General features: G+C 46.5%; 19 protein-coding genes. 2 read left to right on the plus strand and 17 right to left on the minus strand.

Features of this window, described 5'->3' with window-relative positions; genetic code table 11:
• Nucleotides 1-2: 2 nt before the first annotated feature.
• The 16 genes from M1L23_RS05470 to sdhC form a co-directional block, all read right to left on the minus strand.
• On the minus strand, nt 3-1,058 hold the full coding sequence (locus M1L23_RS05470) for a phosphotransferase family protein (protein WP_252626100.1): 1,056 nt from the start codon (nt 1,056-1,058) through the stop codon (nt 3-5).
• Entirely contained in the window at nt 1,058-2,281 is a 1,224-nt protein-coding gene (locus M1L23_RS05475; RefSeq protein WP_252626101.1) for an acyl-CoA dehydrogenase family protein, read from the minus strand. The genes M1L23_RS05470 and M1L23_RS05475 overlap by 1 nt, the downstream gene beginning before the upstream one ends.
• Before the next feature lie 102 nt (nt 2,282-2,383).
• Nucleotides 2,384-2,887, minus strand: coding sequence for a cyclic nucleotide-binding domain-containing protein (locus tag M1L23_RS05480; RefSeq protein WP_252626102.1), 504 nt, complete (start codon nt 2,885-2,887; stop codon nt 2,384-2,386).
• A gap of 86 nt (nt 2,888-2,973) precedes the next feature.
• On the minus strand, nt 2,974-3,339 hold the full coding sequence (gene frdD / locus M1L23_RS05485; protein ID WP_252626103.1) for a fumarate reductase subunit FrdD: 366 nt from the start codon (nt 3,337-3,339) through the stop codon (nt 2,974-2,976).
• Entirely contained in the window at nt 3,336-3,719 is a 384-nt protein-coding gene (locus M1L23_RS05490) for a succinate dehydrogenase/fumarate reductase transmembrane subunit (RefSeq protein WP_252626104.1), read from the minus strand. Before M1L23_RS05490 ends, frdD begins: the two co-directional genes overlap by 4 nt.
• The gene (locus M1L23_RS05495) at nt 3,716-4,444 is read right to left on the minus strand and encodes a succinate dehydrogenase/fumarate reductase iron-sulfur subunit (protein WP_252626105.1); all 729 of its coding nucleotides are present in this window, start codon (nt 4,442-4,444) and stop codon (nt 3,716-3,718) included. Before M1L23_RS05495 ends, M1L23_RS05490 begins: the two co-directional genes overlap by 4 nt.
• Nucleotides 4,441-6,237 carry a fumarate reductase (quinol) flavoprotein subunit gene (frdA, locus tag M1L23_RS05500; protein ID WP_252626106.1) on the minus strand — a complete coding sequence of 599 codons (1,797 nt, stop codon included), beginning with the start codon at nt 6,235-6,237 and terminating at the stop codon, nt 4,441-4,443. The genes M1L23_RS05495 and frdA overlap by 4 nt, the downstream gene beginning before the upstream one ends.
• Nucleotides 6,238-6,260: 23 nt before the next feature.
• Nucleotides 6,261-7,154 carry a prenyltransferase gene (locus M1L23_RS05505; RefSeq protein ID WP_252626107.1) on the minus strand — a complete coding sequence of 298 codons (894 nt, stop codon included), beginning with the start codon at nt 7,152-7,154 and terminating at the stop codon, nt 6,261-6,263.
• 124 nt (nt 7,155-7,278) lie between these two features.
• Entirely contained in the window at nt 7,279-8,151 is an 873-nt protein-coding gene (gene sucD, locus M1L23_RS05510) for a succinate--CoA ligase subunit alpha (protein ID WP_252626108.1), read from the minus strand.
• Complete coding sequence (sucC, locus tag M1L23_RS05515; RefSeq protein ID WP_252626109.1) at nt 8,151-9,320, minus strand: ADP-forming succinate--CoA ligase subunit beta; 1,170 nt, start codon at nt 9,318-9,320, stop codon at nt 8,151-8,153. Before sucC ends, sucD begins: the two co-directional genes overlap by 1 nt.
• Before the next feature lie 146 nt (nt 9,321-9,466).
• Entirely contained in the window at nt 9,467-10,960 is a 1,494-nt protein-coding gene (odhB, locus tag M1L23_RS05520) for a 2-oxoglutarate dehydrogenase complex dihydrolipoyllysine-residue succinyltransferase (protein WP_252626110.1), read from the minus strand.
• A gap of 16 nt (nt 10,961-10,976) precedes the next feature.
• Nucleotides 10,977-13,778, minus strand: coding sequence for a 2-oxoglutarate dehydrogenase E1 component (locus tag M1L23_RS05525; protein ID WP_252626111.1), 2,802 nt, complete (start codon nt 13,776-13,778; stop codon nt 10,977-10,979).
• Nucleotides 13,779-13,917: 139 nt separating this feature from the next.
• Nucleotides 13,918-14,631 (minus strand): succinate dehydrogenase iron-sulfur subunit, encoded by a 714-nt coding sequence (locus M1L23_RS05530; RefSeq protein WP_252626112.1) that lies wholly within the window; start codon nt 14,629-14,631, stop codon nt 13,918-13,920.
• Nucleotides 14,632-14,646: 15 nt separating this feature from the next.
• Nucleotides 14,647-16,407 (minus strand): succinate dehydrogenase flavoprotein subunit, encoded by a 1,761-nt coding sequence (sdhA, locus tag M1L23_RS05535; protein ID WP_252626114.1) that lies wholly within the window; start codon nt 16,405-16,407, stop codon nt 14,647-14,649.
• Between the two features lie 9 nt (nt 16,408-16,416).
• Complete coding sequence (gene sdhD / locus M1L23_RS05540; protein ID WP_252626116.1) at nt 16,417-16,764, minus strand: succinate dehydrogenase, hydrophobic membrane anchor protein; 348 nt, start codon at nt 16,762-16,764, stop codon at nt 16,417-16,419.
• Nucleotides 16,758-17,132, minus strand: a complete 375-nt coding sequence (gene sdhC, locus M1L23_RS05545; RefSeq protein ID WP_338021830.1) for a succinate dehydrogenase, cytochrome b556 subunit — start codon at nt 17,130-17,132, stop codon at nt 16,758-16,760. Before sdhC ends, sdhD begins: the two co-directional genes overlap by 7 nt.
• 379 nt (nt 17,133-17,511) lie before the next feature.
• Between sdhC and M1L23_RS05550 the strand changes: the two genes are divergently transcribed.
• Nucleotides 17,512-18,792 carry a citrate synthase gene (locus M1L23_RS05550; RefSeq protein WP_252626117.1) on the plus strand — a complete coding sequence of 427 codons (1,281 nt, stop codon included), beginning with the start codon at nt 17,512-17,514 and terminating at the stop codon, nt 18,790-18,792.
• Between the two features lie 126 nt (nt 18,793-18,918).
• Complete coding sequence (locus tag M1L23_RS05555) at nt 18,919-19,683, plus strand: homoserine O-acetyltransferase/O-succinyltransferase family protein (protein ID WP_256473615.1); 765 nt, start codon at nt 18,919-18,921, stop codon at nt 19,681-19,683.
• A 9-nt stretch (nt 19,684-19,692) separates the two neighbouring features.
• Here M1L23_RS05555 and M1L23_RS05560 read toward each other — a convergent pair whose 3' ends face one another.
• Complete coding sequence (locus tag M1L23_RS05560) at nt 19,693-20,967, minus strand: O-acetylhomoserine aminocarboxypropyltransferase/cysteine synthase family protein (protein ID WP_252626120.1); 1,275 nt, start codon at nt 20,965-20,967, stop codon at nt 19,693-19,695.
• Between the last annotated feature and the right edge of the window lie 248 nt (nt 20,968-21,215).

Consider the following 21,215-nt stretch of genomic DNA (forward strand, 5'->3'; position numbering starts at 1 on the left):
TACTATTGCCTTTGCTTAATTAAGCGTTTCGCCCGCCAGTGCAAATAGCGCACTACAAACCAAAAGTTTTTAAAGGCCGGATTGTCGGTTTGCTTATGATGATAACGATAATAAATTTGTTGCGCGATAACCGACAATCGAAACAGCCCGAATACCTCATAAAAGGTCATATCTGCGCCACTTTGGCCCGTTTGTTGGCAGTAATAGTCGATTACTTCTTGACGCGTTAGCATGCCCTTTAGGTGCGTAGGCTGACGCCGAGTGGCGCGGGCTATGTTATCGTCGTCGGCTTGTACCCAATAGGCCAGCATATTGCCCACTTCCATCAACGGGTCACCAATGGTTGCTAATTCCCAGTCGAGTACGGCAAGAATGTCGGTGGGGTTGTCTGGGTTAAGAATAAGGTTATCAAACCGAAAGTCGTTGTGGGTCAGGCACAAACGCTCTTGGCTTGGCATATTGGTTACTAGCCAATTCATTAAATAGTTTGCCCGCGGTACCTGCCAGGTTTTCGCCTGCCGATAGCGCTTGTTCCAGCCCGTCACTTGGCGTTCAATATAGCCGGTGCCCTTGCCTAGTTCGGCTAGGCCCGCGGCTTTATAGTCTACTTGGTGTAATTGCACTAGCTGGTCGAGCATATTGGTGCATAAGGTGCGCACTTGTGCAGGAGTAAGGTTAACGCTACGGGGCATATTTTTGCGCGGAATAATGCCAGCTATACGCTGCATAACATAAAATTCACTACCTATAACCTGTTCGTCGTCACAATAACCCACCATGGTAGGTACGGTAGCAAACACCGGCTTTAAGGCTCGTTGCAAATCGTATTCACGCTTCATGTTATGGGCCGACTTTGCTTTCGTGCCGGCCGGTGGGCGGCGCAAAATAAAGTCGGCGTTTTCATATTTCAAGCGGTAGGTCCAATTCGACGCCCCCCCAAGAAACTGCGTTACCTGTGGTTTGCCTAGCAAAGCTGGCTGAATTTCTTGCAGCCAGCTGTCTACCGCATCCACATCAAATACTTCTTGCTCTCTTACCGGCGAGCCGAGATCAATCATTATTGCTCCGGATATTTTTTCAGCTCTTGACGTAATACCGTTGCTTCATGCACTTCATCGGGGCCGTCGGCCAAGCGTAACGACCGCGCTATTGCGTAAAAAGCAGTAAGGGGTAAGTCGTGGCTTAAGCCCGCGCCACCATGCATTTGAATTGCGTCGTCGACAACGTTTTGCAGTACTTGCGGCACCACCACTTTAATGCCGGCAATTTCACTGGCCGCACTTTTCGCCCCGGCTTCGTCAATTAATGACGCCGTATGTAAGGTATATAAGCGAGCTTGGTCAATAGCCATACGATGGCGGGCAATACGCGCGCCATTGTCGCCTAACTTTACTAACGGCCGACCAAAGGCCACGCGATCTAAGCTGCGTTGAATCATTAATTCTAGGGCTTTTTCTGCCGCTCCTAAGGCACGCATGCAATGATGTATTCGGCCTGGACCTAAGCGCCCTTGGGCAATAGCAAAGCCGTCACCAAGCCGGCTAATAACATTCGCCTTCGGCACCCGAACGTTATTAAAGCTCATTTGACCATGGCCATAAGGGGCGTCGTAGTCGCCAAATACAGGCAACATACGTTCAATGGTTACGCCTTCTGTATCTAATGGCACTAACACCAATGAATGACGCTGATGCCGCGCCGCTTCACGGTCACTTAACCCTAAAACAATCGCTATTTTAGCATTGGGGTGGCCCAAGCCCGTGGTCCACCATTTAGTGCCATTAATAACCACGTCGTCACCGTCGGCGGTAATGCTGGTTTCAATATTGGTTGCATCTGAACTGGCCACATTTGGTTCGGTCATTGCAAATACTGACCGAATACTGCCGTCGAGCAAAGGCTTCAACCATTGGTTTTTTTGTGCATCGGTGCCGAATTGGTGCAACACTTCCATATTGCCCGTGTCGGGTGCGTTACAGTTAAATATTTCCGGCGCTATTAAGCTGCGGCCCATTTGCTCGGCTAAGTATGCATAACCTGCTGTAGTTAAGCCTTTACCAAGAATTTCATCGGGCAGGAAAAAATTCCATAAACCCTCTTCTTTGGCTAGTTTTTTCAGCTCTTCAATACGTGGGTGAACTTGCCATTCGCGCCAATTGGGGTGGGCGTTTTGTGCTAGGTTAGCTTGAAAGTACTCTGCTTCAAAAGGTTCAATATGTTCGCGCATAAAGTGCTTTACACGCGCAAGCCAATGGCTTGCTCTTTCTGATTTATTAAACATAGCATGCTCTCGTTAGTTATTATTTTAATTTGCTAGGCCGTACGTCTTTTCTTATTTCATAGTAACGAGTTTGGGCTGGGCTAACTATAGTTGCTAGCTGCTCTAATCGCTTGATTCTGGCTGTTTATCGCCACTTGTTTTTAGCTCATTTCGAAAATTCATAATCTCTGCGTTCATTCGTTCTATGCGGTGGTGTAGCCCTTCGATCATTTTGTCTTTTACTATTTCCCGTGCGCGTATGGGTAAACGGCGAAAACTTTCAGCGTCTATACGCAACAAAACCATATCTGAAATTGCTGAAACCGATGCTGAACGTAACTCTCTCGTAACAAAAGCAACTTCGCCAACAAACTGCCCTGCTGCCACCTCCCCTACCAATACGCCGTCTTTATGTACCTGCGCTTTTCCGCTCATAATCACATAAATACAATAATCTGCATCACCCTGTTCAATAAACATGGTTCCGGCGCGGGCATAGCGGAAAAGTCCCTTCATGCTCGCAAAAACACGTTTATCATCGGCAGTGAGTGTTTTAAACAAAGGCGCTCGGCTTAGTAATTCAACAGCGCGTAACTCACTTACTGCATTTATTGTACGTATGGTCATGTGCTTTATTCTCTAAACTAATGGTTTGAGTGTAGGCCTACTCAAACAATGGGGCTATACCTCTTTTTGCTAAGCCTATTTACGGCTTAATTAAAATATCCTATACACCATAAACCAAGGCAAAGCAGGCTAAGGGCACTAGCAAAACCATAGCACAACACTTTCACCAATGTATGCTGTTGTACTTTTAAGTCGTGCAAGCCATGCCGAAAACGGTGCCCAGCATGAAATAACGGCAACACCACCACAGCGCCAGTAAACATTAACCCCCATATACTAAAGTACCAGCTTTGCGCTTGCGTATAAGTTAGCTCCACCACTCCTAAAGGTAGCAACATGGCAAGAAAAACAATGGCTGCGGGTATAAATACCGCAAAACATACGCCGCCGGCACTAAACAATGCCCACCAAATGGGTTCTGCACTACGTTTTAGCTCAGTTTCAGGTTTCATAAGCTGCCTCGAAATAGCCAAGTGAACAACACAAAAACAGCAACTAAACCCGCCCACTGGCCTGCTATTAGCACCTGTGCAGGAAGGGTTTTGCTACCTAACCTAATGGGCATTACCCGCGGAAAAAGTTGAAAGAAGGTCCATGCGTGATACAAGCTAGCTACTAACGCAAGGCTATTAATCGCCAGCACCGCTGGGTGCTTCATAGTAATCTGCCATGCTTGCCACTGGCTTGGCCCCTGCCACAAAGCATAAATTCCGCAGCAAAGGGTGAGTAAAAAAAACAATAAGGGTAATACGGTGGCTTCACGCAGCATATAGGCTTTAAATGCCCTATGTTTTAACCACCAGGTTCGGGTTAATACCGGTTTATAGCTCATAACTTGCCCTTAAATAACTGGATAAGCATGTCTTTGGCCGATTCAACTTTTGATTGATTCACCGCCGCGGCTGGGTCTACTTGCTGAGGACACACATCAGAACAAAAACCAACAAAAGTGCACGCCCAAGGCCCTTCTGCTGTATTTAGTAATGGCATACGAGCTGCTTTCCCCTGATCGCGGCTGTCTAGATTATACCGATGCGCCAAGGTAATGGCTGCGGGGCCTAAAAACTCTGGGTTTAACCCAAACTGCGGACAAGCGGAATAACACAAGCCACAATTAATACAGTTAGCAAATTGCTTATACTTACCTAGCTGTGCAGGGGTTTGCTGGTGGGTCGTGGCACTTTTAACGGCTGTGGTTTCATTATTAATTAAATATGGCTTAACCGCTTCAAGATGTTTTAAAAATGCGTCCATGTCGACAATTAAATCGCGCTCGACAGGTAAATGCGCTAAGGGCTCAAGCAACAAGCCTTGTTCATAATCACGCAAGAACACTTTACAGCCTAGCTTTGGAATACCATTGGCCATAACGCCGCAGGAGCCGCAAATAGCCATACGACACGACCAGCGAAAGCTTAAGCTTGGGTCGAGTTCTTCCTTTATATAATTAAGTGCATCAAGTACCGAGGTGCTGGCGTCGTAGGGCACCTTGAATTCTTGCACAAAAGGGGCGGCGGATTGTTCTGGCAAGTAGCGCGCCACTTTAACGTTTATCATGGCGTTACTCCTTGGCTAGGGTTTTGTTTGGCGTCGCCATAAGCTCGAACACCGGGCGGTAAAATAGAAGTGTCTACCGCTTGCCATTCAAGCCGCGCTGCGCTGTTGGCTTGGTAATGCACCAAGCTATGTTGTAGGTAGTCAGTGTCGTTGCGGCTGTCGTAACCTGCATCTATGCGTTGGTGTGCCCCGCGCGACTCGCGCCGCTCTAATGCGGCCAAACAGGTTGCTTCCGCCACATCAAGACCAAAGCCAACTTCAATGCAATTTAATAGCTCGGTATTGTAGCTTTGGCTGTTATCAATAACCCGTATATTTTTATACCGCGCCTGCAACGCCCGAATAGTATTTAGGGTACGCTGCATACCTTGTTCGTCGCGATAAATACCGCACCCTTCTTCCATGGTTTTCAGTAACTGGCGTTTAATATCCACCCACGATTCTTCCCCTTGGCCGGAAGTTAAGTTGTGCAAATACTTCTGTTGGCGTTGAACTTGCTGTTGTAACTGTGGCAACGGGCTGTGCACGCGAGTTTGTGCGTGTGCAACCGCTTGTTCACCGGCTACACGACCAAATACTAGCAATTCAGTAAGTGAATTAGACCCCAACCTATTAGCCCCATGCAAACCAACCGAGGCACATTCACCCACTGCATATAGGCCTTTTATGTTCGTTTCACCTTGGCAATCAGTGCTGATGCCACCCATGGTGTAATGCACCGCTGGGCGCACTGGAATAGGCTCATGCACAGGATCAATATTCACATACGACTTGGCCAGTTCACAAATAAACGGCAGCCGTTCATGTAAGTATTTTTTACCTAAATGGCGCAGGTCTAAATACACTACGTCGCTGTCGCCATATTTGCCTGTACGGCCAGCTTTTTGCTCGTGCCAAAAGGCTTGCGACAGCTTGTCGCGTGGACCAAGTTCCATGTATTTATTTTTAGGTTGGCCAAGCGGCGTTTCAGGGCCTAAACCATAGTCTTGCAGGTAACGGTAGCCGTCTTTATTTAGCATTAAACCACCTTCACCACGCGACGCTTCGGTAATAAGTATGCCCGAGCCGGGTAAACCCGTAGGGTGATACTGCACAAATTCCATATCCCGTAGCGGCACACCATGGCGATACGCAATAGCCATGCCGTCGCCGGTAACAATGCCACCATTAGTATTAAAGCGAAATAACCGCCCAGCTCCACCGGTAGCTAATATAACCGACTTTGCCCGAATTAAATGCAGTGTGCCGGTAGCAACTTCCAGGGCAACAACCCCTGCAATGTGGCCGTCGTTAACTAATAGGTCGAGTACAAAAAATTCGTCGAGACGCTTAATAGCTGGAAATTTTAATGAGGTTTGAAACAAGGTGTGCAACATGTGAAAACCGGTTTTGTCGGCGGCAAACCAAGTGCGCTCTATTTTCATGCCGCCAAACCGGCGTACTTGAATAGAACCGTCTGCTTTTCTGCTCCACGGGCAACCCCATCGCTCCATTTGTACAAGCTCTTGGTGAGCATGGCGAACAAAATAGTCCACCACTTTTTGGTCAGAAAGCCAGTCGCCACCTGCTACTGTGTCTTCAAAGTGAGCAGCAAAGCTGTCGTTGTCGCGGGTTACTGCTGCAGCGCCACCTTCAGCGGCGACCGTATGCGAGCGCATAGGGGATACTTTTGAAACTAACCCTATACTTACTGCTTGGCCCTGTTGCTGAGCTTGTTCTGCTGCGGCAATACTCGCTCGTAAGCCAGCACCACCACCACCAACCACCAGAATATCGAAATCATGTTGTTGCATGTATTTTCCTACTCAGCTAACACTTACCACCATGCCCAAATTAGACCAGCAACAAGTAATAACAAGTAAAGGTGAATAAAAATCACGTTTAAGCCTAAGAAAGGGGTAAGCTTAATCACACTCCCCTTGTTGTTATATACCCCCGGTACTAATTTTATTAATATCGGAAGCGAAAGTAAGGCGATAATTGTAGGTGCAGGCAACCAAGCCACTGCTATAGCAATTAAATGCAGCGCCATTGCTAGCCCATACTGAAGCGCAAACACCACTGCACTTCGCTCTTTGCCAAGCACAATAGGCAAGGTTCTGCGGCCAACTTTACGGTCGGCATCGGCGTCTGGAAATTGATTAAGTAACAATAGGTTACTTACTAATAAAGACACAACTATAGCAAGTGCCCAGGCGCCAATATTCAACGAGCCTTGAAATACCCAAATAGCGCCCAGTGTCATTAGTAAACCAAAGCCAATACCGGGTGCCACCAAGCAAATAATCGGTAGTCGGTTAATGTACTGGGTATAGCTATAAATAATAATAACACCAGGCACGCCTATCCATAATAATGGCCAGCCATGCTCCGACACCAAAAACAAGCCACCAAGCACCACTAACCCCAGCGTAATCCAAGCAAAGGTAAGCGCCCAACGTGCTTTTTCAGGCGCTCTAATTAAAGTGCCGCTACCACCACTAAAAGGCGTTTTAGGGGTTAAAAAGTCGAGCCCAGAACGAAAGTCGAAATATTCATTGAATGCATTTACGCTGGCATGGGCAGCCAAAGCAATAACGCTCACCACTATAAATGGCAACAATTGCACGGACACCCCAGCCGCTAAACTATAGGCCAGCGCCAACAGCACGCACAATAGCGTTAAGGTTAAAAAGTTTAAACGAGCTACGCCCGATACGGTTTTTAGCACGTGATACGCCCTTCTTCTTACACAAGATTAACAAATGCCTATACTGCCATATTGATCTTAAACAAAGGAGAGTTAGAAATAAAAAAGGCTCCCGAAGGAGCCCTTTTAAGTGTAGAAAACTAGCTTACCAGCCAGTTTTCTCACGTAATGCTTTGCCGATATCAGCTAAGCTACGTACAGTTTTAACACCCGCTGCTTCAAGCGCTGCGAACTTGTCTTCTGCCGTACCTTCACCACCAGAAATAATCGCACCGGCATGGCCCATACGTTTTCCTGGAGGAGCAGTTACACCTGCAATGTAAGAAACCACAGGCTTCGTTACGTTTGCTTTAATGTAGGCTGCTGCTTCTTCTTCAGCTGATCCGCCAATTTCACCAATCATTACAATGGCTTCAGTTTTAGGGTCGTTTTCAAACATTTCCAGAATATCAATAAAGCTTGAACCTGGAATCTGGTCGCCACCAATACCTACACAAGTAGACTGGCCAAAACCTTCATCGGTGGTTTGCTTTACAGCTTCATAAGTTAATGTACCTGAACGCGATACAATACCTACTTTACCTGGCATATGAATTTGGCCTGGCATGATTCCAATCTTACATTCACCCGGAGTAATAACACCTGGGCAGTTTGGACCAATCATGCGTACGCCTTTGTGCGTGAGGTATTCTTTCACGTACAGCATATCAATGGTTGGAATGCCTTCAGTAATACAAATAATCAGTTCAATGCCAGCGTCTGCAGCTTCAATAATTGAGTCTTTACAGAAAGGTGCTGGTACGTAAATTACTGATGCCGTTGCGCCAGTCGCATTTACTGCTTCTTTTACCGTATTAAATACAGGCAAACCTAAATGAACTTGGCCACCTTTGCCTGGCGTAACACCGCCAACCATTTGTGTACCGTACTCAATAGCTTGTTCAGAGTGGAATGTACCCTGACTACCAGTGAAACCCTGGCAAATTACTTTCGTATTTTTATCGATCAAGATAGACATTATTGACCTCCCGCAGCTGCAGCAACAACTTTTTCTGCTGCATCAGTTAGGCTGGTTGCGGCGATAATATTTAATCCGCTATCGGCCAGCTTCTTGGTACCTAGTTCTGCGTTGTTACCTTCAAGGCGAACAACAACTGGTACTTTCACGCCAACTTCTTCAACAGCACCAATAATACCTTCTGCGATCATGTCACAACGTACAATTCCACCGAAGATGTTCACTAGTACAGCTTTTACGCTGTCGTCAGACAAAATGATTTTGAATGCTTCAGAAACACGTTCTTTCGTCGCACCGCCACCTACGTCGAGGAAGTTTGCTGGGTCGCCACCGTGAAGCTTCACAATGTCCATGGTACCCATGGCTAGGCCTGCGCCGTTCACCATGCAACCAATGTTACCGTCGAGGGCAACATAGTTCAGCTCAAAGCTAGCAGCATGGGCTTCACGCGCGTCTTCTTGCGAAGGGTCGTTCATTTCTTTGATTTTTGGCTGGCGATAAAGTGCGTTACTATCAACAGTAATTTTGCCGTCTAAGCAATGCAACTGGCCTTCGTCAGTAATAACCAATGGGTTAATTTCTAACAGGGCGAAGTCGTACTGTTCAAACATTTTCGCTAAGCCAAGGAATATTTTAGTGAACTGTTTTACTTGCTCTGGGTTTAAGCCCAATTGGAACGCTAAGTCGCGACCTTGGTATGGTAATGCACCAACCGTAGGGTCGATGGTTACACTTAATATTTTTTCTGGTGTGTCGGCTGCTACTTGCTCAATTTCAACACCACCTTCTGTCGACGCCATGAACACGATTTTACGTGAAGCACGGTCAACAACTGCACCAAGATACAGCTCTTGCGCAATATCAGTGCAGGTTTCTACCAGAATTTTAGCTACTGGCTGGCCTTTTTCGTCGGTTTGGTAAGTAACTAGGTTTTTTCCAACCCAGCTGTCTGCAAAGGCACGAACTTCGTCTAAAGAAGAAACTAGCTTAACACCGCCAGCTTTACCACGGCCACCTGCGTGAACCTGACATTTTACGACCCACTTGTCGCCACCGATTTTCTTCGCTGCTTCTACAGCCTCGTCAGCGGTGTCAACTGCGTATCCGTCAGATACTGGCAAGCCGAACTCTCTGAAAAGCTGTTTTGCTTGATACTCATGCAAATTCATGATGCTTGTTCCATTTGTTCATTCAAAATGAAAACAACCGAGGCAATACGCCTTGGTTGTTTACCCGAATTCCGAGGCATAGTATACGTTTTTATGCCTAAGAATGACAGCGGCAGCCATAATGTGCTGCCGCTGAGCGAGTGCCTTTAGATATCCAACAACAAACGTTGTGGATCTTCAAGCAGGTTTTTCACGGTGACTAAGAAGCCAACCGACTCTTTACCATCAACGATTCTATGGTCGTACGATAACGCCAAGTACATCATTGGTAAGATTTCTATTTCTCCGTCTACCACCATGGCGCGGTCTTGGATTTTATGCATACCCAAAATGGCACTTTGTGGTGGGTTCAGGATAGGCGTAGACAGTAATGAACCAAATACACCACCGTTCGTAATAGTAAAGTTACCGCCTAGCATTTCGTCTAGGGTTAACTTGCCATCACGACCTTTAAGAGCAAGCTCGCGAATTGCCGACTCAATTTCAGCTAAGCTTAGCGTATCTGCGTCGCGAACTATTGGTGTTACCAAACCACGAGGAGTAGACACAGCAATACTGACGTCGAAGTAGTTATGGTAAACAATTTCGTCGCCGTCAATTGACGCATTTACTTCTGGGAAACGTTTTAGCGCTTCTACTACCGCTTTTACATAAAACGACATAAAGCCTAAACGAACACCATGGCGCTCTTCAAATTCTTTCTGGTACGTTTTACGAAGGTCCATAATTGGCTTCATGTTCACTTCGTTAAACGTGGTTAACATTGCTGTAGAATTTTTCGCGTCTAATAAGCGCGTAGCAATGGTTTTACGTAAGCGGGTCATTGGCACACGCTTCTGAGTACGGTTACCACTCACAGTTTGTGGGGCAGGAGCAGCTGCCGGTGCAGGGGCTGCTTTGGTTTGACTTGCAGATTTCACGTGCTTCTCCACGTCTTCTTTAGTAACACGACCGTCTTTACCGGTGCCTTTCACATCGGTAGCTTTCAAGTCGTGTTCGGCTAATAAACGACGAACCGACGGGCTTACAGCGTCTGACGACTCTTTGTCTTCTGTCGCTTCAGCAGGCGCCGCTTCGCTTGCTGCAGCAGTTGCGCCTTTTACTAGCTTACCGATTACATCTTGGCCAACAACGTTGGCGCCTTCACCATGAATAATTTCGCTTAATACGCCGTCAGCTTCAGCAACAACTTCTAACACAACTTTGTCGGTTTCAATGTCGACTAAGTTCTGATCGCGAGTAACTGCTTCGCCCGCTTTCACGTGCCAAGTAGCAACCGTTGCTTCAGCAACAGACTCGGGTAATTCAGGTACTTTAACGTCAACCGTCTCTCCGCCTGTGCCGGCAGGAGCAGCTGCTTTAGCAGGAGCTTCTTCTTTAGCTGCTGGTGCTTTTTCAGCACCGCCTGCTTCAAGCGTACCAATAACTTGTTGTCCTTGAACTGTGTCGCCTTCTGCAGCAGTAATTTTACCAATTACGCCATCGGCTTCTGCAACCACTTCTAGTACAACTTTGTCTGTTTCAATATCAACTAAATTCTGATCGCGAGTAACCGTATCACCTTCTTTAACGTGCCAAGTTGCAATACTTCCGTCTGCAACAGACTCCGGTAATTCAGGTACTTTTATTTCAATTGCCATAATTAATTCTCACCTGTTAAATGCTTAATGCTTCGTGGACAAGTTTATCTTGCTGCTCTTTATGCACCGACGCATACCCCGTAGCTGGAGACGAAGATGCTGTACGGCCGGCATAAGTTAAACGAGCGCCAGTTGGAATTGCCTCACGGAAGTGATGCTGACTTGAATACCAAGCGCCTTGGTTTTGTGGCTCTTCTTGACACCAAATAAAGTCTTTCACGTGTGCATATTCTTCTAGAATTGCGGCCATTTCTTCATGCGGGAACGGATACAGCTGCTCAACACGAATAATAGCAACGTCTTTAATTTTTGCTTCCGTACGTGCGGCTAACAAGTCGTAATAAACTTTACCACTACAGAATACAACGCGTTTTACTTTCTTCGCGTTAAGCGCTTCAGTTTCACCAATCACGTTATGGAACACGCCTTCAGCAAGCTCTTCAAGTGACGAAACTGCTTCTGGGTGGCGTAACAATGACTTTGGTGTCATTACAATTAATGGACGACGCAGCGGGCGTAACTGCTGACGACGCAGCATATTAAATACCTGGGCGGGCGTAGTAGGAACACACACCGACCAGTTGTGGTCAGCCGACAGCTGCAAGAAACGCTCGAGCCGGGCTGAACTGTGTTCTGGGCCTTGGCCTTCGTAACCATGTGGTAACAGTAGCGTTAAGCCACATAAGCGGCCCCACTTCTGTTCGCCAGAGCTTAGGAACTGGTCAATAACAACCTGAGCACCGTTAGCAAAGTCACCAAACTGCGCTTCCCACATAACTAGCGTATGGGGTTCTGCTGTAGCATAACCATATTCAAACGCCATAACCGCTGCTTCTGAAAGTACCGAGTCATAAATTTCGATAGGCGCTTGGTCCTTATCAATATTCATTAACGGTAAATAAGTTGCTGCGTCGGCTTGGTTGTGCAACACCGCATGGCGGTGGAAGAAAGTTCCACGACCGCAGTCTTGCCCGGTTAGGCGAATTGCTTGGCCACTTTTCACTAACGACGCATAGGCCAATGTTTCTGCCATACCCCAATCGACGGGTCGTTCGCCTTCAGCCATTTTAATACGGTCATCGTAAGCACGGTTAACACGACCATTCAGCTTAAAGCCTTCTGGTAAAGTTGTAACCTTTTGACCAAGTTCTTTTAATTCACCAACCGTGATTGACGCATCATATTCTACGTCCCATTCATGGCCAACAAAAGAAGCCCAGTCAGATGAATGTGCCACCATTGGCCGCCATTCGTCCACCACACACTCACCAACGTCGAGAGCATCGCGATAGTCGTTTACTAGGGCAATTACATCGCTTTCAGCCACTAGTTTTTGTTCAACTAGGCGTTGGGCATAAATGTCGCGTGGTACTGGATGCTGCTTAATTTTTTGATACATTAGCGGCTGTGTTGCATTTGGCTCATCGGCTTCGTTATGGCCGTGGCGGCGATAACAAACTAAGTCAATAACTACGTCGCGCTTAAAGGTGTTGCGGTAGTCAACAGCCATTTGTGCTACAAACAACACGGCTTCAGGATCATCGGCATTGACATGGAAAATTGGAGCCTGAACCATTTTCGCAATATCTGTACAATACTGAGTTGAACGGGCATCTTCTTGCTTCGAAGTGGTAAAACCAATTTGGTTATTTACTACTACGCGAATACTACCACCAACGCCATAAGCACGTGTTTGCGATAAGTTAAAGGTTTCTTGAACGATACCCTGGCCCGCAATAGCAGCGTCGCCATGAATAGTAATTGGAAGTGCTTGGCTGCCATCTTTACAATTACGACGGTCCATACGTGCACGCACCGAACCCATTACAACTGGGTTTACTATTTCTAAATGCGACGGGTTGAACGCTAATGCTAAATGAACATTGCCACCATCGGTTTCAAAGTCTGACGAGAAGCCCATGTGGTACTTCACATCGCCCGCTTTGTCGCTAGTACTCTTGCCGGCAAATTCGTCGAATAATTCTTTTGGCTGCTTACCCATTACGTTAACAAGTACGTTTAAGCGACCACGGTGCGCCATTCCAATCACTGCTTCTTTCGCGCCTTGTTCACCGGCACGGCGAATAAGTGATTTCAATAATGGAATTAACGAGTCTCCGCCTTCTAAGGAAAATCGCTTAGCTCCTGGAAATTTAGCACCTAAATATTTTTCTAGGCCGTCGGCTGCAACAAGTTCTTTAAGCATACGCTTGCGTTCTTCGGCACTAAACTTAGGCTGACCTAGCTGTGACTCTAACCGCTGCTGAATCCAACGCTTTTCAGCAGTTGAAACAATATGCATGTACTCAGCACCAATCGATCCGCAGTAAATAGCTTCTAGTGCTTGGTGAATATCACTTAACTTGGCAACGTCCTTACCTATTTGCAAAGAGCCCACATTAAACTCTTTATTTAGGTCGTCTTTACCTAAGTTATGGTAGTCAAGGGAAAGGTCTGGAACTTGCTCTTGCTTCCATAGGTTAAGCGGGTCTAAATTGGCGTGTTGGTGACCACGAAAGCGGTAGGCATTAATCAGCTGTAGTACCCGAACCTGTTTCTCAGCGTCTTCCGCTGTAAGTTCGCCACCACCAGCTTGCTTTAGTTTGTTTTTTGCAGCAGCTCGGAATTGGTCACGAATTTCGCTGTGTTTAACGTCTGCACCTGAGCTAGCGGGCAGCTGTTCAAAAAGTTCTCGCCATTCACTTGGTATAGAACTTGGGTCATCAAGAAAGAGCTCGAATAGCTCTTCGATATAGGCCGCATTACCCCCGGCCAGAGGAGAGGATTCAATCCAGGCTTGCATTGCGCCTTCTTGCATTGTATTTCCTTTCATCACGTGAACTTCGATTGACAACCTGTGATTATTTGTGTGTTTTTGTTGCAAAAATAGCCGTCCACAAGGGACAGCTATTTAACACAACATAATCACGACTACTGTAAAGCTGCACGGGCATTAATTAAACCGCACGGCTTAATAACATTGATTTTATTTGCCCAATAGCCTTGGTTGGGTTCAACCCTTTTGGACACACTTCAACGCAGTTCATAATGCCATGGCATCGGAATACACTAAAAGCGTCATCAAGGTCATCCAAACGCTGTTCTGTAGCGGTATCGCGACTATCTACTAAGAAGCGATACGCATTTAACAGGCCTGCTGGACCAATAAACTTGTCTGGATTCCACCAGAACGACGGACAAGAAGATGAACAGCACGCGCACAGTATACACTCGTATAAACCATCTAACTTGGCACGGTCTTCCGGGCTTTGTAGGCGCTCACGAGCTGGTGGCAGTTTGTCGTCATTAATTAAAAATGGCTTAATCTTTTCATACTGCTCAAAAAACTGAGCCATGTCGACGATTAAGTCTCGAATAACCGGTAAACCTGGCAATGGACGTATCACTACTTTGCTGCCTTTTAATGAAGACACCGGAGTAATACAGGCCAAACCGTTGGTACCGTTCATGTTAACACCGTCGGAGCCACACACGCCCTCACGGCATGAGCGACGAAACGACAATGTTGGATCTTGCTCTTTTAATAGAATAAGCGCGTCGAGAACCATCATATCGCGGCTTTTCTCAACTTCTAAAGTATATTCCTGCATGCGCGGTTTAGCGTCCACATCAGGGTTATAACGATAGACCGAAAAGACTATTTTTTTCATCGTTGTAAGCCTCTCTTAATAAGTACGTGGTACTGGCGGGAACGCTTCACGCTCAGTTGGTGACATATTCACACCACGCGTACTCATTGATTCGTTCGCAGGATTATAAACCGTATGCACTAGCCAGTTGTCGTCGTCTCTATCTGGGAAGTCAGCACGGCTATGGGCACCGCGACTTTCCGTACGGAAGTTCGCTGCTACAGCTGTTGAATATGCTGTTTCCATCATATTATCGAGCTCTAAACACTCAATGCGTTGAGTATTGAAGTCTTTACTGGTGTCATCTAAGCGCGCATTTTTCAGCCGTTCACGAATTTCACCTAATTGCTTCAACCCTTCGGCCATGGCTGCACCTTCACGGAATACCGAGAAGTTTAATTGCATACACTGTTGTAAGTCTTTGCGAATTTGCACTGGATCCTCACCCGTTTGGGTGCTGTTCCAACGGTTAACCCGTGCCATGGCAGCTTCAATGTCTGATTCACTTGCACGGCGTGCCTGTGAATTGGCCGCTAAAGTTTCGCCTAACTGCATACCAACAGCACGACCGAACACCACCAAATCGAGCAACGAGTTACCACCTAAGCGGTTCGCACCGTGTACCGATACGTTGGCAACTTCACCACAGGCAAACAAGCCAGGAATAGGCTTGGTTTCACCTTTGGCGTCAACATAAATAGCTTGGCCAGTAACGTCGGTTGGTACCCCGCCCATCATATAGTGACAGGTAGGAATAACAGGAATTGGTTGCTCTGCAGGATCAACATGGGCAAAGGTTTTAGCTAGGTCGCATACACCTGGTAAGCGGCTTTCCAGCACTTCACGGCCTAAATGGTCGAGCTTCAGTAATAAATGCGGACCCAATGGACCGTCTAAACCACGGCCTTCACGAATTTCTGTCATCATTGAACGGGCTACTACGTCGCGCGAAGCTAAGTCTTTCGCGTTCGGAGCATAACGCTCCATGAAGCGTTCGCCGTCTTTATTCAATAAGTAACCGCCTTCACCACGGCAACCTTCAGTAACGAGCGTACCTGCACCAGCTATACCCGTGGGGTGAAACTGCCACATTTCCATGTCTTGCATGGGCACACCGGCACGAAGAGCCATGCCAATACCGTCGCCAGTATTAATATGTGCGTTGGTAGTCGAGGCATAAATACGCCCTGCGCCACCGGTGGCTAAAACCACAGCTTTCGCTTTTACGAAAACGGTTTCGCCAGTTTCAATGTCAATTGCGGTTACACCAACTACGGCACCGTCTTGGTTTTTTACTAAATCTAATACAAACCACTCAGAGAAAATAGTGGTTTTATTTTTTACGTTTTGCTGATAAAGCAAGTGTAACATGGCGTGACCTGTTCGGTCTGCAGCTGCCGCGGTACGGGCTGCCTGTTCGCCACCAAAGTCTTTCGACTGACCACCAAAGGGCCGTTGGTACACTTTACCATTGTCAAACCGAGAAAATGGCAAGCCCATATTTTCTAACTCTAAAACCGCTTCTGGGCCGTTTTTACACATGTACTCAATGGCGTCTTGGTCGCCGATATAGTCGGAACCTTTTACCGTATCAAACATGTGCCACTGCCAGTTGTCTTCATGGGCATTGCCCAGTGCAACAGTAATACCACCCTGTGCAGACACGGTGTGCGAACGCGTTGGAAATACTTTCGACATCAGTGCACAAGTCATGCCCTGTTCCGAAATTTGTAACGCCGCGCGCATACCCGCGCCGCCAGCACCTATTACCACCGCGTCAAATTCTAGTTCTTTCATGCTGCTCACTTAGACACCCCACAAAACGAATAAGCCGGTGAACCAATAAACCCCTAGGGCAAGTACCACTACATATTGAATAAGACCACGTAAGCGTGAACACTTAATGTAATCGGTAAGCACTTGCCAAATACCAATCCAGCCGTGAACTAATACGCTGGTAAGGGTTAACAATGTGAATATTTTCATAGCTAAATTGCTGTACAAGCCAGACCATGCGTTGTAATCAACACTAGGGTTACAAGCGAGCCAAATTACTAAGAAAAACGCATACGCAGCCATAACTAAAGCTGTGGCGCGTAATAATACAAAGTCGTGCGTGCCGCTACGACCAAAAGTAGAAGCTACATTTACCATAACCAAACTCCTGCCACTACAGCCCAAACAACGCCCAGCGCTATACTAAAGCGCGCGCTACGCTGCCCTGGCACTTTCTCTACGCCAAAACCCAAGTCCATAATCATGTGGCGCACGCCAGCAATGATGTGGTACCCAAGCGCTGTTAAGAAACCCCAAATAACAAACTTTGCCACTGGGTGTGCCATAACGGACTTGACTGTAGCAAAGCCTTCAGGTCCGGATAATGATGTAGCTAGCAGCCAAACCAAAAAGCCCACCAGTACTAGCATAATAACGCCAGAAACTCGGTGCAAAATGGAGGCCATAGCCGCGGGTGGAAAACTGATGGTGTTCAGTTCTAAATTTATAGGTCTTTGTTTTTTCACCACTGTTGCCTTCTTCAAAACGCAATGGATGTCGGTGCAGCAAGTATAACGACCGCAACGCCGAAATACAATGCTAGAAAGGGTTACCATTCCAACACCCACGCATACAAAACCACATAAGAGCGGTTATTTTTCAACCATTCTTAACTAATTAGACTAACCATTATAAATAATCGCACGGAAATCTGTTAAAGTACGATAGTGCATGGAAAATATAACGCCTAGGCGCAGATGTCTAGTGCTAAAAGGCTTAGCGATTTGCTTATAAAGCCATATTTTTCACTTATACCCCTTACGTAAAATTGACAAGCACTGGTCGGATCAAGTACAACTAGCGCACTTTATTTTACCCGAGATGCAACGAAAGCAAGGAGATCTTATGGCTGACCGAAAGGCCACTTTGCAAGTCGATGGCAATTCAATTGAGCTGCCAATCCTTACAGGTACGGCAGGTTACGATGTAATTGACGTCCGTACACTAGGCAAACACGGTTATTTCACTTTTGACCCCGGTTTCCTCGCCACTGGCGCCTGCGAGTCTAAAATCACCTATATCGACGGCGATAAAGGTATTTTATTACACCGTGGTTATCCTATCGAGCAATTAGCACTAGAAGCAGATTACCTCGAAGTTTGTTATATGCTTATTCACGGCGAAGCCGCTACTGCAGAAGAATATCAAGCATTCCGCAGTACCATTACGAACCACACCATGGTTCACCAAGGGCTGTATAACTTCTTTAATGGTTTCCGTCGCGACTCTCACCCAATGGCTATGTTATGTGCTGTTACTGGTGCTTTGTCTTCTTTCTACCACGACGACTTAAACATTAATGATCCTAAGCAACGTGTGCGTAGTGCCTACCGTTTGGTAGCAAAAATGCCAACCATTGCCGCCATGTGCTACAAGCACAGCATTGGGCAACCCTTTGTTTATCCACAAAATAAACTAAGCTACTCTGAGAATTTCTTAAATATGATGTTCTCGGTACCAGCGGAAGATTATGTAATTAGTCCAACCATTGCGAATGCTATGGACCGCATTTTCATTTTACATGCTGATCACGAGCAAAACGCGTCAACCTCTACAGTACGTTTAGCAGGCTCTTCTGGTGCTAACCCTTATGCCTGTATCGCTGCGGGTGTTGCCTCACTTTGGGGGCCAGCACACGGCGGAGCAAATGAAGCTTGCTTAAACATGCTAGAAGAAATTGGCACTGTTGATCGCATTCCTGAGTTTATTGCCAAAGCGAAAGACAAAGACGATCCATTCCGTCTCATGGGCTTTGGCCACCGGGTGTATAAGAACTTCGACCCGCGTGCAACCGTTATGCGCGATACTTGTCATGAAGTGTTGAACGAACTCAATATCAGCGACCCGTTACTCGACGTAGCCATGGAGCTAGAGCGTATAGCGCTAGAAGACGAATATTTCATTGAGCGTCAACTCTACCCGAACGTAGACTTCTACTCAGGAATTATTCTAAAAGCTATTGGTATTCCAACCAGTATGTTTACCGTTATCTTTGCCCTGTCACGCACTGTTGGCTGGATTTCTCACTGGCATGAAATGCTCAGTGAAGACAGCCAGCGCATTGGTCGCCCACGCCAGCTTTATACTGGTGAAGCACAGCGAGATTTTGCACCAATTAAAAAATAACCAGCAAGTTCGCTTAAATAGATTAAAAGCCGCTTTTTTAAGCGGCTTTTTTGTTTATAATCAAACTATTATTAATCGCCTGAGTATGTTGCTTTGAGCTCTTCTGCCTTACCCCGTAAACCTGTTTTGGGTATTTTAAATTTAATGCCAAATAAAGAAGCGACTGAACAGCAGTGGCTGCGCTTAATTGGCCCACAAGCGGCCAATTTTAAGGTGCAGTTTATTACCACCGCTAGTTACACGTCAAAGCGCACCGACCCTGCTTATTTAAAACAAAAATACCATGCGGGGCTACCCCAGCAACTCGATGCGCTGATTATTACAGGGGCTGCTTTTGGCCAGAAAAAATATACGGAAATACTGTATTGGCAAGAGCTGTGCGACATTATGGAACAAACCGAAAGGCAGGCTATTCCAGTATTTTATTCTTGCTGGGCGGCCAATGCAGCGCTGTTTCATAAGTTTGGTATTCCTCGAGTGCAATATCAGCAAAAAGTAAGTGGCGTGTTTCCGCACCAGGTAAATCCACACCCTCTTACCCAGGGTTTACCTAGCGTATGCAACCTACCTCATTCGCGTAATGCTGAATCGAATCAAGTACTTGTGCAACAACAGCCCCAGCTAAATATTTTATTGCATGCCGACCAGGCCGGCGCTACTTATATTACCGACCAGCAACAAAACGCATATTTGTTAGCCCACCCTGAATATGAAATAGACACGCTGTATCAAGAATACTTACGCGACACTGCTCGGGGCTTAAAGCCACAATTACCCCAATACGACCCCTTTTCTGCCCAACCTAACATGGCAAAAAAAGAGCCGTGCTGGCAACAACACGGCTCACTACTATTAACCAATTGGTTTCGCTACATTGGGCTGATTGTTTAGAACTGCGCTTTAACGGGCTGCCAGCAATGCTTGGTCAACGTCGGCAATAATGTCGTCAATATGTTCGATACCCACCGAAATACGAATAAGATCTGCCGACACCCCTGTTTTGGCTAGTTCTTCTGTGTTTAATTGACGGTGGGTAGTCGACGCTGGGTGGCACGCTAACGACTTCGCATCGCCAATATTTACTAGGCGTAGAATCATTTGCAACGCATCTATAAATTTAGGTGCCGCTTCTGCTCCACCCTTTATACCAAAACTGAGTATTCCCGACGCTTTGCCACTACATACTTTATGAGTAAGCGCATGGTATGGGCTGTCGGGTAAGCCCGCGTAATTAACCCAAGACACTTGCGGGTGAGCAACTAAATACTCCGCTAATTTTTGGGCATTTTCACAATGGCGCTCAACCCGTAAAGCCAGGGTTTCAAGACCCTGCAAAATGTAAAACGCGCTTTGTGCCGCCAGCGCCGCACCTGTATTTCGTAGTGGCACTACTCGCGCTCGGCCAATAAACGCCGCAGCCCCTAACGCTTCCGTATACACTACACCATGGTAAGAAGGATCAGGGGTATTTAACTGTGGAAAACGCTCCGCATGGGCGGCCCAATCAAACCGGCCTCCGTCAATAATAGCGCCACCTAAAGTGGTGCCGTGGCCGCCAATATATTTCGTTAAACTATGAATAACAATGTGCGCGCCCTGCTCTATGGGCCGGCACAGCACCGGTGTAGCAACGGTATTGTCCACCACCAAAGGCACCCCGTGGCGCTCAGCAATTTCAGCCAGCTTGGGAATATCAACAATGTTACCGGCAGGGTTACCAATAGACTCACAGAAAATAAACTTGGTACGGTCGTTTATTTGTGCCTCTATGGCAGCAAAATCGTTGGCGTCGGCAAAACGCACATCAATGCCCTGCTGCGGTAACGAATGAGCAAATAAGTTATAGGTGCCACCATATAACTGACTAATACTGACAATATTATCACCCACGCTGGCTAAGGTTTGAACCGTATAGGCAATAGCCGACATACCCGAGGCTACTGCTAAGGCTGCAATACCCCCTTCAATAGCCGCTAGGCGCTCTTCAAGCACCGCATTAGTTGGGTTCATAATGCGTGAATAAATATTGCCCGGAACTTTCAAATTAAACAGATCTGCGCCATGTTGCGTACTATCGAAAGTAAATGACGTAGTTTGGTAAATAGGCACAGCAGCAGACTTAGTGGTTTGTTCTGAACTATAGCCATGATGTAAAGCAAGCGACTCTAAACGCATGGAGCATTTCCTTTCTTTATTGTTGATTACGTTATTAACACCAATATCAATATAGCCATCTAGGCGGCTAAAAGATAGTGTTGTTTTTGTAATTATTTTCAACTGTGTGCTGAAGTCTGTATAAAGCGTGCAGTATTACTTGATGGTTAGTGAAGTAACTTTTAGCGTAAAGCACTAATAATTAGCCTAAAAATTAATTGTTACACTTCTTGGCTATCCTTCTAATGAGAATATATTAATATAGAATC

The organism is Aliidiomarina quisquiliarum, assembly GCF_023922585.1.
GTDB classification, from domain to species: domain Bacteria; phylum Pseudomonadota; class Gammaproteobacteria; order Enterobacterales; family Alteromonadaceae; genus Aliidiomarina; species Aliidiomarina quisquiliarum.

What these genes read in the sequence shown, in the direction of transcription:
- M1L23_RS05495 (WP_252626105.1), bottom strand. Translation starts at nt 4,444, where the DNA reads ATGATAAACGTTAAAGTGGCGCGCTACTTGCCAGAACAATCCGCCGCC.
- sucD (WP_252626108.1), bottom strand. Translation starts at nt 8,151, where the DNA reads ATGTCTATCTTGATCGATAAAAATACGAAAGTAATTTGCCAGGGTTTC.
- frdD (WP_252626103.1), bottom strand. Translation starts at nt 3,339, where the DNA reads ATGAAACCTGAAACTGAGCTAAAACGTAGTGCAGAACCCATTTGGTGG.
- sdhD (WP_252626116.1), bottom strand. Translation starts at nt 16,764, where the DNA reads ATGGTAAATGTAGCTTCTACTTTTGGTCGTAGCGGCACGCACGACTTT.
- sucC (WP_252626109.1), bottom strand. Translation starts at nt 9,320, where the DNA reads ATGAATTTGCATGAGTATCAAGCAAAACAGCTTTTCAGAGAGTTCGGC.
- M1L23_RS05550 (WP_252626117.1), top strand. Translation starts at nt 17,512, where the DNA reads ATGGCTGACCGAAAGGCCACTTTGCAAGTCGATGGCAATTCAATTGAG.
- M1L23_RS05560 (WP_252626120.1), bottom strand. Translation starts at nt 20,967, where the DNA reads ATGCGTTTAGAGTCGCTTGCTTTACATCATGGCTATAGTTCAGAACAA.
- sdhA (WP_252626114.1), bottom strand. Translation starts at nt 16,407, where the DNA reads ATGAAAGAACTAGAATTTGACGCGGTGGTAATAGGTGCTGGCGGCGCG.
- M1L23_RS05525 (WP_252626111.1), bottom strand. Translation starts at nt 13,778, where the DNA reads ATGCAAGAAGGCGCAATGCAAGCCTGGATTGAATCCTCTCCTCTGGCC.
- M1L23_RS05470 (WP_252626100.1), bottom strand. Translation starts at nt 1,058, where the DNA reads ATGATTGATCTCGGCTCGCCGGTAAGAGAGCAAGAAGTATTTGATGTG.
- M1L23_RS05480 (WP_252626102.1), bottom strand. Translation starts at nt 2,887, where the DNA reads ATGACCATACGTACAATAAATGCAGTAAGTGAGTTACGCGCTGTTGAA.
- M1L23_RS05490 (WP_252626104.1), bottom strand. Translation starts at nt 3,719, where the DNA reads ATGAGCTATAAACCGGTATTAACCCGAACCTGGTGGTTAAAACATAGG.
- frdA (WP_252626106.1), bottom strand. Translation starts at nt 6,237, where the DNA reads ATGCAACAACATGATTTCGATATTCTGGTGGTTGGTGGTGGTGGTGCT.
- odhB (WP_252626110.1), bottom strand. Translation starts at nt 10,960, where the DNA reads ATGGCAATTGAAATAAAAGTACCTGAATTACCGGAGTCTGTTGCAGAC.
- M1L23_RS05475 (WP_252626101.1), bottom strand. Translation starts at nt 2,281, where the DNA reads ATGTTTAATAAATCAGAAAGAGCAAGCCATTGGCTTGCGCGTGTAAAG.
- M1L23_RS05530 (WP_252626112.1), bottom strand. Translation starts at nt 14,631, where the DNA reads ATGAAAAAAATAGTCTTTTCGGTCTATCGTTATAACCCTGATGTGGAC.